The organism is Staphylococcus argenteus (genome assembly GCF_000236925.1).
Taxonomy (GTDB): Bacteria; Bacillota; Bacilli; order Staphylococcales; family Staphylococcaceae; genus Staphylococcus; species Staphylococcus argenteus.
Map to the genome: position 1 here is coordinate 2,634,646 of NC_016941.1, position 15,432 is coordinate 2,650,077.

Annotated in this window: 11 protein-coding genes; all 11 read right to left on the reverse strand. The window is 32.2% G+C overall.

All coding sequences use genetic code 11. The features are described 5' to 3' along the window. Window positions 1–161: 161 nt before the first annotated feature. Window positions 162–1,784, reverse strand: a complete 1,623-nt coding sequence (locus SAMSHR1132_RS12885) for a BCCT family transporter (protein WP_000711872.1) — start codon at window positions 1,782–1,784, stop codon at window positions 162–164. 557 nt (window positions 1,785–2,341) lie between these two features. Further along, window positions 2,342–2,878, reverse strand: coding sequence for an anaerobic ribonucleoside-triphosphate reductase activating protein (nrdG, locus tag SAMSHR1132_RS12895; protein WP_000173327.1), 537 nt, complete (start codon window positions 2,876–2,878; stop codon window positions 2,342–2,344). Then, entirely contained in the window at window positions 2,875–4,725 is a 1,851-nt protein-coding gene (gene nrdD, locus SAMSHR1132_RS12900) for an anaerobic ribonucleoside-triphosphate reductase (RefSeq protein WP_001071723.1), read from the reverse strand. The genes nrdG and nrdD overlap by 4 nt, the downstream gene beginning before the upstream one ends. 232 nt (window positions 4,726–4,957) lie before the next feature. After that, a complete protein-coding gene (locus SAMSHR1132_RS12905) occupies window positions 4,958–6,328 on the reverse strand; it encodes a CitMHS family transporter (protein WP_001083507.1) in 1,371 nt (456 codons plus the stop codon). Window positions 6,329–6,786: 458 nt separating this feature from the next. Continuing rightward, entirely contained in the window at window positions 6,787–7,392 is a 606-nt protein-coding gene (locus tag SAMSHR1132_RS12910) for an NAD(P)-binding protein (RefSeq protein WP_001057043.1), read from the reverse strand. A 60-nt stretch (window positions 7,393–7,452) separates the two neighbouring features. Next, on the reverse strand, window positions 7,453–9,339 hold the full coding sequence (locus tag SAMSHR1132_RS12915; protein ID WP_000775125.1) for an assimilatory sulfite reductase (NADPH) flavoprotein subunit: 1,887 nt from the start codon (window positions 9,337–9,339) through the stop codon (window positions 7,453–7,455). A 408-nt stretch (window positions 9,340–9,747) separates the two neighbouring features. After that, complete coding sequence (locus tag SAMSHR1132_RS12920) at window positions 9,748–10,245, reverse strand: glutathione peroxidase (protein WP_001065264.1); 498 nt, start codon at window positions 10,243–10,245, stop codon at window positions 9,748–9,750. A gap of 9 nt (window positions 10,246–10,254) precedes the next feature. Further along, window positions 10,255–10,506 carry a hypothetical protein gene (locus SAMSHR1132_RS14395; RefSeq protein ID WP_042355824.1) on the reverse strand — a complete coding sequence of 84 codons (252 nt, stop codon included), beginning with the start codon at window positions 10,504–10,506 and terminating at the stop codon, window positions 10,255–10,257. A gap of 1,167 nt (window positions 10,507–11,673) precedes the next feature. Next, window positions 11,674–13,680 (reverse strand): ABC transporter permease, encoded by a 2,007-nt coding sequence (locus SAMSHR1132_RS12930; protein WP_000702338.1) that lies wholly within the window; start codon window positions 13,678–13,680, stop codon window positions 11,674–11,676. Then, window positions 13,677–14,432 (reverse strand): ABC transporter ATP-binding protein, encoded by a 756-nt coding sequence (locus SAMSHR1132_RS12935; RefSeq protein WP_000923758.1) that lies wholly within the window; start codon window positions 14,430–14,432, stop codon window positions 13,677–13,679. The genes SAMSHR1132_RS12930 and SAMSHR1132_RS12935 overlap by 4 nt, the downstream gene beginning before the upstream one ends. Before the next feature lie 106 nt (window positions 14,433–14,538). Beyond that, window positions 14,539–15,426 (reverse strand): sensor histidine kinase, encoded by an 888-nt coding sequence (locus tag SAMSHR1132_RS12940; protein ID WP_000142802.1) that lies wholly within the window; start codon window positions 15,424–15,426, stop codon window positions 14,539–14,541. Window positions 15,427–15,432: the final 6 nt, after the last annotated feature.

A 15,432-nucleotide genomic window follows, 5' to 3' on the forward strand; every position in this document is an offset into this window, starting at 1 on the left:
CATATAGTAAATGGGCGCTTTGGACACTAAAAAACTCAAAGCTTTTAGCACGTCATTATTGAAAAATTGAGAGTTCATCTCACGATGCTACTAAAAAAACGGGAGTAGGATAGAAATGATATTTTCCAAAATTCATTTCGTCATCCCAGACCCGCTTTTAATTATAAATTATCGTCTTGTTCTTCTTCTGATACTTGAACGATTCTCAATGAACGTCGCTCTACTTCTTTTAATTTTTCAGCTCGCGTTTCAAGTTTAATTCTATCGCGTCCTAAAATAATCAAGAATGATATCATCATAAAAATGAAGATAACAATTAATGGGACACTTGCTAATATTGACGCTGTTTTCAATACTTCTAATGCACGTTCACCACCAACTAACATTAATGAAAATGGTAATAAACATAGTGCAAATGCCCAGAATAATCTGTTGGCACGTAGCGGTTCTCCAATTACTTTTTTCTGAGAAGCAGCCGCTAAAATATATGATCCTGAATCGAATGTTGTCGCCAAGAATAAAAAGGCTGATATTAAGAACAGCACAATCATCAATGACGGGAATGGTAAATGATGCACTACTTCAATAATAGTTGCTTCAGTACCGTGTGTATTTAAATACTGCGTCACATTAAACTGACCAGAAATTTGTAAATACACAGCATAATTACCGAAAATACCAAAGAATAATACACATCCGAGTGTCCCATAAATAATAGTCCCTAACACGACTTCCTTAAGACGTCTGCCTTTAGAAATTCTAGCGATGAATAAGCCAATAAACGGTGCATATACTAACCACCATGACCAGTAAAATATTGTCCAGTCTTGTGGGAAATTCGTTTCTTTTCGTCCTTTAATACCACCGAATGGTTCTAGCCAAGTCGCCATATGAAAGAAATCTCTTAACATATTACCGAAACCTGTAACCGTTGTTTCCATTATGAAGACGGTTGGACCAACGATAAATATAAATGCTAATAAAACAAAGGATAACCAGACGTTTACATCACTTAGTTTTTGAATACCTTTTTTCAAACCTGTATATGAACTAATTGCAAATATTACCGTAATTGTCAGTAAAATTGCCGAACGTAATACCATATTTCTACCATCTAGACCTGTTAGTCTTTCAATACCTGCTGAAATTAACGGTACACCTAGTGCTAGGGATGTTGCCGCACCACCTAGTAATCCAAAGATAAATAAGATATCTACAACTTTACCAACAAATTTATCTGTTTGCCCTTTTAAAATCGGGCGACAAGCTTGACTAATTTTATAAACAGGTTGTTTTTTAACAAACACTAAATAGCCAATTGGTAATGCTGGTAAGACATAAATTGCCCATGCAATTGGTCCCCAGTGAAACATTCCATATTGTGTCGCATATTGAAGTGCTTCATCACTCATACTTTTTGCACCATTTGGCGGAACTTGATAATAAAAAGCCCATTCAATGACACCCCAGTATAAAATATCAGAGCCGATGCCTGCACAAAACAGCATAGCTGCCCATGTAAATGTATTGAATTCTGGTTTATCACTCGCTTTACCTAGTGTGACATTACCATACTTGCCAAATGCGATATACATTACAAAGCAAAAAATCGCCAGCCCCATAAATAAATATATCGAACCAATTGAATCAGAAATGGCACTATTAATACCAGTGATGATATCTTCACTTGCTTTTGGAAAAGCCATCATAGGTATAACTGCAAAAAGAAGTACAGCTACCGTACCTATAAAGGTCGTCCAGTCCATAACTTTCTCTTTTTTCAATTGTGCTCCCCCTAATTATTAATTTTATGAATCCTGTTTCGATTTATCTCAAAATGTAATAATTATATTGATTCACAAAATTGACAATAACTAATATTTAATAATAATGCAAATTTCATACAATTTGAAAGTTGGCAATTATTGAATATTTATATAATTTTTCTCACAATAAACAAAACATTAATAGCGCTAAAACAGCTGTGTTAAGTTATGATTTAACGAATTTAACAAATTTTATCATTTGCCTTATATTGTATTTTAATACACTTTTAATGAATATTTATTTATTGTAAAACGCTATCAAAAGTTAGACAAACTTCCTACTAAAATTATTTTTTGTATAAATGTTCAACGCTATATGTGCATTTTTTATTATTTACTTTTTTATCAAATGTTTAACTCTTTTTATTTCAAATTGCCTATCCATCATTTCAATAAAGGTATCTTTACAACTTTTACTATTTAATAGTCTCTCAAACTTTAATTATTTTATTTTAAACAAACAAAAGCAGCCAAGATCTACTTCTATTACTGTAGCTTGACTGCTTAATTCTTTTTTAACTCACAATGTATTCAATCATGCGTGCATTTGCAAGTGATTGTTGTACATCTATAATACGCTGATTTAAAGACCCTTTATAAGGTAAATCGGGTTTAAATAAATGTTGAATAAATAGACCGTCTACTAAAACATCAATATATGATAATAATTCCCGACGCTCTGTACAATCATTTGCTAAATATTCATATAAAAACCCAGTCCATACCCATATTGTCTTCGTGTTTCCGAAACGTTCTCGAAATGCTTTAACAAGATTTAATGTGATATCCAAGTTACAAAATGGTTCGCCACCTAATAGGCTGAGTCCCGATATATAGTCGTGGTCACAATCATCTAAAATTTCGTTTAATATATCTTCTGTATATTGCTCACCATATCTGAACTTTTGCGAAGCTTTGTTGTAACATCCTACACAATTAAACGGACATCCTGATACGTAAACACTGCATCTTACCCCTTCGCCATCTACAAAGCTATGTGATTCTATTTTAGCAATATAGCCTTGCCCTTGCTTAATGTCTAAAAGTGTCATTCTTTAGGCGCTTTCATATGTTTTACACGGGCACAAATTTCTTTGTGACGACCTTTAATTACTGGGCGTTGTACGGGATTTCCTAAATATCCACATGTTCGTTTAACAACATCAACTGTTTTAGGATTATCATTTCCACAGTTTGGACATTTAAATCCTTTTTCAGTTGCTTCAAAGTCACCATCATAATCACATTCGTAACAATGATCAATAGGGATATTTGTACCTAAATAACCAACTTTGTCATAAGAATAGTCCCATACCGCTTCAAGTGCTTTCAAGTTGTGCTGAAGTTTCGGATATTCACAATAATGAATAAAACCACCACTTGCATAATAAGGATAATCTTTTTCAAAATCTAACTTTTCAAAAGGTGTGACATCTTTTCGTACATCATAATGGAAAGAATTTTGATAATATCCTTTATCCGTGATGTCTTTAATGTCTCCAAATCTTTCTTGATCTAAACGACAGAATCGATCTGTTAAAGATTCACTTGGCGTACTATAAATACTGAACCAAATATCATATAACTCAGTCCATTTCGTTTGATAACGTTTCATCTCTTTAAGAATTTCAATCGTAAAGGCTTTTGCTTCTTGAGAAGTTTCCCAGTCTGGACCATAGAAAACAGTAGCTGTTTCATATAATCCAATATAGCCCATCGAAATCGTTGCACGTTTATTTTTAAATAATTCTGCAACATCATCCGTTTCTTTTAATTTGTAGTTGAATGCGCCACTTTTATATAAAATAGGTGCATTATTCGGCACAGCATCTTTTAATCGATGTATACGGTAAAGTAATGCATCGTGCAATACGTCCATACGTTCATAAAAAATTTCCCAGAATCTGGTCATATTACCGGCAGATTCAAGTGCCATTCTAGGTAAATTTAGTGTCACAACACCAAGGTTGCAACGTCCATTATTTTCAAAATTACCTTCCGCATCTTTCCAACTTGGTAAAAATGAACGACACCCCATTGGTGCTTTGAAATCGCCTAGAATATCTACAAGTTTGTCATAATTCAATATGTCCGGATACATGCGTTTTGTTGAGCATTTTAATGCTAATTGCTTAATGTCATAATTGGGATCTTGTGGACTAAAATTTGTGCCTTTTTTAATTGAAAATACAAGTTTTGGGAAAATGGCTGTCGTACGATCCTTACCTAATCCTTTAATACGTGTATTTAAAATAGCTTGTTGTATTTTACGGCTTAAGTGATCTGTACCTAATCCAAATCCTAATGTTACAAAAGGTGTTTGTCCATTTGACGTATACAAGGTGTTAATTTCATATTCTAAACTTTCAATTGCATCATTTATATCTTTTGTGACTTGTTGGTCAACATAGCGTTCAATTTCAGATTCTTTGACAAATTGCTGTGCGATGCTTCTATGTTGTTCTTCATTATGTCGTGCATATGTACTGAGTAATTCATCAACGCGGTCGACCGTACAGCCACCATATTGACTGCTAGAAACATTAGCTATAATTTGTACAAGCTGCGCTGACGCAGTTTGTATTGATTTTGGTGATGTCACATTCGCGTTGCCTATTTCAAATCCATTATGTAGCATATTTTTAGCATCTATTAAACAACAGTTTGTTAACGGTTGGAATGGATGATAATCTAAGTCGTGAAAATGTATGTCCCCTCTTTGATGTGCATCTGCAACGTGTTTCGGTAATAAATGATTTAATGCGTATGATTTAGAAACGATACCTGCTGTTAAATCTCTCATAGTTGAAAATGTGTCACTATCTTTGTTGGCATTTTCATTAACAATAGCAGGATCTTTAGAAATCAAACCTGTTAGTGCTTCTTCGATTTGATTCAATTTTACCCCTTCTTCCTATATATTGTGTCTACCTATTACGTTAAACCACTATATATAGTATTTTCAAATTTTAATGCTAGTGTTAACTAAACCGTCACAAAGTTTTTAACATTTAGTGAAATTCATATTTCCACACAATTATTTCATTAATTTTTAAAATTGTTCTAAGATCAAACCGTCTGTTCAACGTATGGTGTGACCACTACTAAATCTAGTGTTGCTAGCTAATTTATCATATTGTAACGATACCCATTAACATCGCAATCACTAACATTACGATGGCAAATCCCCAAATCCAAAAGAATGCATATTTAATATATGTGCCCATATTTGCTTCTGCCAGACCAATCGCCAACCATAATGCTGGTGAAAATGGACTTACAAATGTACCAATGATGTTTCCAATTACCATTGAATATGCGGTTGATACAGATGGTACACCAAATTGACCAGCCGTCTGTTCAACAATAGGTAACACTGCAAAATAATAGGCATCTGTACTAGTAAGTAAGTCTAACGGTACGCCGAAAAAGCCTACTATAACATGTAAATATGGTCCTACTTCTGCAGGAATCACTTTAATTAAATCTGTTGCGATTGCTTTTAGCATACCCGTTTCATTTAGCACCCCTAAAAACATACCTGCAGCAATAATAACAGCAGCCATCATCAATGCATTTGGTGCATGCGCTCTTAAACGCTCCATTTGTTCATCAACTGATTTAAAATTAATAACAAGTGCAAGTGAAACACCTATCATAAAGGCGAATTCAGGTGGTGCAACATTCATTAACATCGCAATGATTACAGCCACAGTTAACGCTGTATTTATCCATTTAATCATTGGATTTGTCTTCGCGCGTCCTTTTACAGGAAATTTTATATCTTGATCACGCTCATATACTTCTACTAATTTATGTACATCTATATCTTGTGTTTGCGGTAATTCATTTCTATCAATTGCTTTTTTAATACGCTTTTGCTCTTTAAATCCTAAATACACCGCAAATAACATGACAAGAACAAATCCTACAATTTGAATTGGGATTAATCCATACCATAGTTCATTTACACTTTTAGCTTTTAAAACTGCAGCTACACGAGCCATTGGACCTCCCCAAGGTACCATGTTCATAATGGCAGCACTTAATGCTAATAGTAAAATCAATAAATATTTATTCATGTTTAGCGCTTTATATAATGGTAATAACGCAGGAATTGAAAGTAAAAATGTTACTGCACCTGCACCATCTAATTGCGCTAATGTTCCAATTAAAGCTGTCATCATACATACAATGATAACGTTGCCTCTCGTCATTAAAATTAAACGCTTTACGAGTGGCTTGAATAAGCCGCTATCATTCATAATGCCAAAGAAAATAATAGCAAAAATGAACATAATTACGACATTCTTAACTTGATCTAGTCCTTTACCAAAGAAACCAACTAAATCAGTTACACTATATCCTAAAATCATTGCTCCTAGACATGGTATCAATGTCATACCTACCACTGGATTTAATTTTTTAGCAATGAGTAAACCTACAATTGAAATAATAATAATGAGCCCCATTACTGTTAACCACATATTATCACTATTCATATCAATTTCTCCCTCCACTTTTTATACAATTTACATAGTCCCCCTCTTTAACTTAAATAATCAAAATAATATAATTTTTTATATTTAAGTTATCTTATTTTATCAAAAAAATCTTTTTTGTGTAAGTTTCTTGTTAACATCCTGTAAGTAGAAGGTTTCTAAAATGAAAAATAAATCTTTCGTTTTAGAAACGCGCATACTATTTTCTATTTCAATTAATGATTGATGCTTTGTTACATAAAAAATCTGGCTAAAGCAAGCTATCTTTCTTAGCTACTTCAACCAGATTTCAATTTGATAATCTATTTTATTAAATTACTTTCATATATCTAAATATTATTTGTCTTTTTTAAATTGCTATCACATTATAGGGTTATATGAATTACTCAAATATGCCATTTTCAATCAATAACAAATTTACTAGTAATTTAAGACTGCCATTAGACAGTACGACCTCTCTAATTCTCGTTTATTTCTGTCAGAAATTGTATTTGTTTATCATGATTAAGATATTCTTTTGACACTATTTTTGACAGCAGTCTTTGCTTTTCACTTTGCGGTATGTCTAGAACTTTTATTTTTTTTCGACAAACATACAGAAAATGAACATATGAACTGTATGAGAGCGGATATAATTTTTCAAGTTCTAACATAATCTGTTTAGTCAGTTTAGGACTTGCACCGTCCGATGATACACTAATTGTCAGTCTATCTCGACGAAATGTACTTGGAAATACAACATTGCCGTCTAATGCATTACCAGCATGATTAAATAAAGCATGCTTAGGTACGGCTTGTTTTACTACTTCATTAACTTTTGAATCGTTCGTTGCTGCAATAATAAAATGCGCATCCGCAATATCATTCGGTTCAAAAGATTTTTCTATCCATATTACGATACCTTCTTCCACTAATTTTTGAAGGTCTTTCGTAATGTTAGGACTAACAACGGTCATACTTTCAATATATTGACTTAGTACTTGTGCACGACGACTTGCAACGGCTCCACCGCCTACTATAACAACCTTTTTATTTGTTAAATCTATCATTAATGGCATATTCATGTTGAACGACACCCTCTATAATATTTTGTTTGCACATTTTCATTTATTCATTGCGTCAAACTAATAGACATCACGTTGATATCGTTGTTGCTGCTTTAATTGTCTTAATAGTTGCTCCGCTTCATCTTGAGAAATATGACGCTCTTTCACTAAAACATCTTTAATTGCTTGATGAACATCTTTTGCCATACATTTTTCATCACCACAAATGTAAATGGCAGCACCTTGGTCAAGCCACTCATTAAATCGTGCACTTTCTTCCATAATGCGGTGTTGCACATACTCTTTTTGCTCTTGGTCTCTTGAAAATGCAACATCTAAACGTGTTAAATTTCCATTTTCAAGCCATTCTTCTAACTCATCTTCATATAAAAAGTCTGTATCACGATGTTGATCACCAAAGAACAACCAAGTATTACCTGTCATACCAAGTTCTTCACGCTCTTGTAAATATGCTCTAAATGGTGCAATTCCTGTACCTGGACCAATCATAATGACAGGAATATCTTGTTGCACAGGAAATTTGAAATTCGGATTCTTCTTCAAATATATTGGCACTGTATCACCAGGTTTAATACGCTCAGCAAAATGTACAGAGCATACACCTTTTCTCTCGCGACCATGTGCTTGATAACGAACCGTTCCAACTGTAATATGAACCTCATCTGGTGTTGCCATAAAACTACTAGAAATAGAATATTCTCTAGACGGTAATTTTCTAAGTATTTGATACATATTTTCAGGCTGTAATTCTATTGGCGGAAAATCAGTTAACAAATCTATAAAGTCTCTATTTATGACATATTCACGTGTCCATGCCTCATCTTCAATGCGTTCAGACAATGCTTCATTGTCAAAGTATATATCGGCATTTTTAAGCAATGGCACTGTTAGTTTAGTAATTTCAAAATGTGACGTTAGTGCATCAACTATCGGCAATGTGTCCCCTTGATCATTGATTGGTACTGTTGATTGTGGATCCCAGCCTAGCATGCAAATCAATGTATCAACTAATTCAGGATCATTTTGAGGTAGTGCTACAATGCAATCTCCTGGTTCATAGGACTCGCTAAAATCATCAAGTAAAAATTCAATATGGCGCGTTTCTTTATTTGACCCTGCACTATTCAAATTGTAATTTGCTAACACTTCCGCTTCATACGGATTCGATTTAGAATATTTCTTTTCTTTAGCAGACTTGATTGACTCACTTATGATGGTTTCACTTTGAATACCTTCTGCTTTCGTATCAATCTTATTAATAACATCTGACATCCACTTTTCAGCATATTCTTCATAATCTATATCACAATCTACTCGTTGACATATACGTTCGGCACCTAGTTTTTCCAATAAAGTATCGGCGTCTTTACCTGCTTGACAGAAAAATTCATACGTTTGATCTCCTAAAGCAAGTACTGAATATCTCACATGGCTTAAATTTGGTGCGTCATTTTTTTCTAAAAAGTCAAAGAAATCCCATGCATTATCAGGTGGTTCACCTTCACCATGTGTAGAAGTAATAATAAATAAATCCTCTAACTGCGCGATACTCGTCGTATCATAATCATCCATTGACATCAGAGAAACTTGATGACCAATTTCATTTAACCGTTCTGAAAATATTTCAGCCAACCCCATCGCATTACCTGATTCAGACCCATAAAGTACCGTTACATGTCTCTGACTAGCTTGAATGTGTGGCTCTTTATTTTGTAGCATATAACTCGCAGATGTTAATTGTTGTTCTGATAGATGATTATTATTGCCTTCTATCTCTTCAACTGTTTGCTCTAACGCACTACCAGTAGTTGCATCATCATTATCCACCGCTAGTAAATATCCGCTAAGCCACTGTTTTTGGCTTTGCGTCAATGTTTGTAACAATTGATTCAATTCTGTTACTTGTTTTTCATTAAATGGACTATTAGACGTATTTAATTTCAAATGTTTCACCTCATTAGATTTGAAATATATCATTGTTTCATCACTATCATCGACGTATACTTTTCATACTAGAGAGTATTGGTATTAAACCATTTTACAAATAATAAGCCTGTTTTCACTAACTGTTTATCTTTACTTTCATTTATTCAGTTTCCACTGCAGTAAAATACTGTACAGACTTCTAGTACTCTAAACATGTTCACTATGTCGTACTATCTTGATATTTCAGATTGTTCATCGATGCAATTTTCTATTTATTTACTACTTATTATGTACCAAATCAGCTATTCAGTAAAATAGGTCAAATTACTGATTTTCCGAATAAAAAATACCCCCTAATGACATATTACTAATACATCATTAAGAGGCATGTTTATTCAACCTTACGTAAAGCGCTCTATTTAATATTTAAGATGAAGCTTCTTGCAATAATACTTCAATATTTGCCGACATATCCAGTGGATCATCCATTGGTAAATATCGATTTACAACGTTACCTTGTCGATCGATAATAAATTTTGTGAAGTTCCATTTAATTGGGGACCCAAAGATACCTGGTTGTTCATGTTTTAAATGTGTAAATAACGGGTGTTCATCGTCCCCGTTCACTGAAATTTTAGCTAAGACTGGAAATGTGACGCCAAATTTTTCGCGACTAATTTTTAAAATTTCTTCATTAGAACCTGGTTGTCGATTATCAAAATTATTATTTGGAAAACTCAACACTACCAATCCGCGATCTTTATATTTTTGAAACAGTGTTTCTAATTGTTTCAATTGTTCGCTATATATACATTCTGTTGCAGTATTAACAACTAAAATAACTTTACCTTTAAACGCTTCTAATTTATAAGTGATACCTTTATAATCACTTACTTCGATATCATACACATTTCTATTATTCATAAGACACCCCTACACAGTCTTTATTCTATTGAATAGTGTTTTTTTAGAATGTTCTGATAAAATAAGTATGTTTTCGTACCGCGAACACGAATTATATAGCGCGATATATTTTCCAACTATAAAATAAAAAATGTTCGATTTTATGTTGTTAGTCAACCTATGCGATATAGCGTCATTTTCACCCTGTCTTTCTACCTTAAAATAATCACATTGTATAGTTGTATTTGTCCATATACAATATCTTTCGTTATAACCCCTCATTATAATCATCCTTATTTTCTATTTTTAAAAAGACAATTAGACTGCTCTTTAAACTATAGATTAATACTTTAGTTAGAACCTATACATACTGATACCATACGTTAAAGCTAACACTTTAAATTTAGTTATAACTATGGATTAAAGAGCTGCCCAACTCATCTAATCCTTATAAACTTCACATGTGATTGTTTATTAAGCCCTCCTTTGTTTCATTAAATATCCTTATAACCCTCCTAAAATTAAAATAACACGCTTTTACATTGTTACACGCGACAACAAATTTCATATTATTGCATATTATTAAAACAAGTCACTTTGTATCGTGTGCGACCGAATACATATTAAATCATCAATAATAATTATTCAATTATAAAAATTAAAAACGAACATTCTAAATAGATATGCTACTTATTGTTTTTTCAGTAACGTCTCGTTCACATAAAGTTAGTAGTTGTAAGTAATATTGAATGCCAATAATTACTTGTTTTATAATTGTAAATTAATGATTTTTTAATCTTATTATTTTTCAATCCATCATTTTTATCAATATGAATCTGATTGTTTTATAAGGTTCAGTTATTCACTATTAAAATGCTTAATTAATAAATTGGACTTGTTTTTCATCCTATATATACAAATTGTTTTACGTATAAGATAGCGATGTGTATGCATTGAAAGTTTTTTCGGTTTATTCTTCTAAAAATAAACTGAATTGTGTTAATTTTCAAACATTTTGAAGTATGATTTTTTCGAAAAGTAAACTAATTGCATTAAATAAGATATATTACATACAATTTCATTTTGTAATACCCCTCATTAGCTTTTTGTTTCTATTTTCACAAGTATCAGTATGTATTTTTCAATCGTTTTATAACGACATTCTGTAGTGCTATCGCGTCTTTGTTTATAACAACATATTTAATGATTCATGTTGTGATTTACACATTTTATGTGTTGCATAAAATATGTTGTTATAAAACATTTTAAATCATTTTATATAAACAAGCTATATTTTTTTGATATTTCAAAAATATATTCCAAATCCAGAAAACCGATAAGCCATTTCAGCCTATCGGTTCAAAATATTTATATACGTTTTAGCATATATAATGTACATGCTTTCTAGTTACATTTACTACGTAAAATTCTTAACTACATTATTGTTTATTACTTTCGCTGTCGATATATGACTTTCGAATAAACATTCGACGTTATTTTGTACATGCTTACATATATTATTAAAGTAATTAGTACTACGGTGATATAACTCGTAATAAAAACATGATAGTTGTTTATGCCAATCATATTTAATATAGTGTATATAATTTTCCTTGCTACCAATGTATGAATCAATGCAACAACTATTGGTATCGAAAATAGCCAAAACATTTGTGTTCGAGTTATCTTTTCTATTTTTTTATTGTCTAATCCAACTTGCTCCATAATGACATAATTATGTTGATTAGCATAACCTTCTGAAATTTGCTTATAATACATCATTAAAAATATCCCCATAATAAGTACAAATGATACTACCCCACCTACAAAAATCAAACCTCCTGATAAGCGATGCCAAACACCTAACATTTCAGATTTTGAATTTATTGAAACGCTATACTTTTTGGAAATCATTTGAGCTTGATGTGTCGTCAATTTTTTATCACTAGGTGTATTAAAGTTAATGGCTGTTGTTATTTTCTTCTGTTCAGGTGCGTAAAATTCTCTTACTTTTTGAAGTTGCTTTTTATCTTTTACAATAAGCGTCATACTATCTTGAATCATTATTAAGTTAAATTTATGCTCGTTTAACTGTTTCACCTGATACCATTGATTATTTAGACCTACCTGAGACTGCCTTTTAAAAATCGGTACATTCGTAATCATTCCTATACTATCTTTGTTTAAATGTACTTTACTTTTTTGGTAACGATTATAATCTTCTTCTGCCAGTACAGTAATCATCACCGATTGACTTGAAAATATCGCTCCTTCATTTCCAATAAAATCTATTGGCATATCATCATTAGCCTGTTTTAAGTTATAATGGGCATTCTTCTTTTCCAGAGTCGCTCTAAATAATACCATTTGATAAACTTTAAAATCTCGAGCATCAACAACTTGTCTCAAATCTCGTTGAATATTTTCAATGGTTTGTTGCCGCTCTGATGGTTCATTTGTTTGTTTCATATACGTGATGATATCATAATCATTCGTAAATAACTTTGTAATTGCATGATCCATGTCGCGATAAGTTGTTACACTCATCGTTATCGTTACTATTAAAAACGTACATAGTAGTGTTATGGTAGCAAGACTCGTTGCGTTCATTTTCAAACGAACTCGCATACCAGTGACGACAAAAAAGTAATGAGGATGATAATATATGTTTGGTAAATGTTGCAATAAACTAATAATTATCTCACTCATACCAATAAAAAATGCATAAGTTCCGACAATCACTAATCCAATAACAATCCATATTTTAAAAAATGCACCAAATGTCGTATCTTCCTGTAGTGCCATAAAATAACCGAGATACAATGCTGCAATACCGATGATAATTAAAAAATAGCGTAGCCATCGCGATATACCACTACTTGAATCGGAGCGATGTTGATATGTAATCGGCTTTTGAAAATTAACGCTAAAAAGATTAAATATTAATAGCATACACATCACTAACGCAATAATAATCAAGGTAATTAACATGGCTGACACATCAAATGGATAATGTTTTAATGTGGCACTTGTACTACCCATTATTTTCTGTATAAACAAGAAAAAAACGGCCCCAAGCAAGTAACCACCGGCAATGCTTATTACTGAAATGATAATGAATTGGATCATTGTTTCCATAACTATCATTAAGCGCATACCTTTTTTAGTCATACCCAATGTCATAAATATGCTAAATTCTTTTCTTCTCTGCGACATCATAAAGTGATTTGCATATAAAATAAAAATTAATGTTAGAAGCGCCATAAATATATTCGCTATTATAATAAACGGCACAAACAAATCATTTTTCTGCTGAACGTAACGATTCAATCCAATTGAAACAAGTGTATACTCAATCATAAATAGTACACTGACAGCTAAGATGAAGGGTATGATAACGAGTCTCTGTGTGACAAACTGACGACGAACAATATGCCATAGCAATCTTATTTTCATATTTTTGCACTTCTTCCATTCACAAGTGATAGACTATCTGCTATACGTTGTTGAAATGTTAATTGATTTTCTTCACCACGATAAATTTCATGATATAAACGTCCATCTTTTATAAAAATGACACGTGCTGCATAAGACGCATCTATATTAGAATGTGTCACCATTAATATCGTTTGTTTTTGTTTGTTGATATCTTGAAATAATTTCATCAATTCTTTGGAAGTTCTTGAATCTAAAGCTCCTGTCGGTTCGTCCGCTAATAATATTGTTGGGTTTGTTACTAGTGCACGTGCTATAGCGATGCGTTGCTTTTGACCACCCGAGATTTCTGAAGGATATTTATTTATTATGTCATTTATATGTAACTGCTCCGTCAATTGCTTTATACGGTGCGATATCTCTTTTCGCTTTGCACCTGCTAAAATTAAAGGCATCATAATATTTTCCTTATTAGTCATCGTCGGTAAAAGATTAAAATCTTGAAATACAAAACCAACCATTTGTTGTCGATACAACGCCCTGCTTTTATTTTTCATGTTATTCAAATGTGTGCCATCCACAATAATGTCACCTTCAGTCACTCCATCAAAAGAAGCAATTAAATTTAGTAATGTGGACTTCCCTGAGCCGGATTCACCCATAATAGCAACAAATTCGCCTGTTTCCACCGACAAATTCATATGATTAAGTGCTGTTGTAGCGTTTAAACCTTTACCATACACTTTTTTTACATGTTTAACTTCGAGCAACATGGTACGCACCTCATTTCTTTGTTAGTTCTATATTAAAACAAAAAAATACTAATAACATTCAAAATAGCGAAAAAATGTTACTAGTATACTTACAATATTGAAAGTTTTATTCATTTGGAAATTGAATCGTAAATGTTGTACCTTGATTCTGTTTAGATATGACTGAAACAGGATGATTCGTATGATTGGAAACTTGCTTCACAATAAATAAACCGATGCCCGTTGAATTACTTTGGCGTTGTCCATTATATCCTGAATAGCCTTTATCAAATATTTTTGGCAAGTCCGCTTCACTAATGCCAATACCATTGTCTTTAATATGTAATTGTTTTGATTTCTCATCATATTCAATCCATATATCTTTACCTCTAGCATATTTTAATGCATTATTAATTAGCTGTTCTATCATTAAAGAAGTCCATCGTACATCGGTTAATACCATACAATGACAAGGTTCATAATGTATTTTTGTTTTTTGATCAATAAACTGTATCGAATATTTCATAATAATTGGTCTAATTAAATCGTTAATTGATATTTGAGCGACTGATATATCAGATGTTTCATTTAATAATTTTAAATAACTTAATGCTAAACTTGTATAGTTATCAATTTGAATAATTTCTTGGCGAACACGATTCACAACATTTGGTTCATCTCTTTCAAGTAATAGTTGTGCCGCAGTAATTGGCGTTTTCATTTGGTGTACCCATGTCAAAAAATAACTTTCTATATCATTTTTATATTCAAGCTGATCATTTTTAAGTTGATACAATGCTGTTTCTAAGTTTTCAATTTGTTGCTGTTGACTTATAGTCTTAACAAAGATTAAGTACATAATTCCTATGTAAATAAGTAATAACAATGAAACGATTGCAAGCGTCAATAAAAAAGCTTCTAGTGGCAATCGATATAGATAAAACATCAAGCCAAACAAAGCTACAATAACAACAACTATACCTATTTCCTGAGCAATTTTTTTAATAAACGTCATCATATT

Coding starts and splice junctions, on each gene's coding strand:
- nrdG (WP_000173327.1), bottom strand. CDS start 2,878: ATGACACTTTTAGACATTAAGCAAGGGCAAGGCTATATTGCTAAAATA.
- SAMSHR1132_RS12905 (WP_001083507.1), bottom strand. CDS start 6,328: ATGAATAGTGATAATATGTGGTTAACAGTAATGGGGCTCATTATTATT.
- SAMSHR1132_RS12910 (WP_001057043.1), bottom strand. CDS start 7,392: ATGAATATGCCATTAATGATAGATTTAACAAATAAAAAGGTTGTTATA.
- SAMSHR1132_RS12920 (WP_001065264.1), bottom strand. CDS start 10,245: ATGAATAATAGAAATGTGTATGATATCGAAGTAAGTGATTATAAAGGT.
- SAMSHR1132_RS14395 (WP_042355824.1), bottom strand. CDS start 10,506: ATGAGGGGTTATAACGAAAGATATTGTATATGGACAAATACAACTATA.
- SAMSHR1132_RS12930 (WP_000702338.1), bottom strand. CDS start 13,680: ATGAAAATAAGATTGCTATGGCATATTGTTCGTCGTCAGTTTGTCACA.
- SAMSHR1132_RS12935 (WP_000923758.1), bottom strand. CDS start 14,432: ATGTTGCTCGAAGTTAAACATGTAAAAAAAGTGTATGGTAAAGGTTTA.
- SAMSHR1132_RS12940 (WP_000142802.1), bottom strand. CDS start 15,426: ATGACGTTTATTAAAAAAATTGCTCAGGAAATAGGTATAGTTGTTGTT.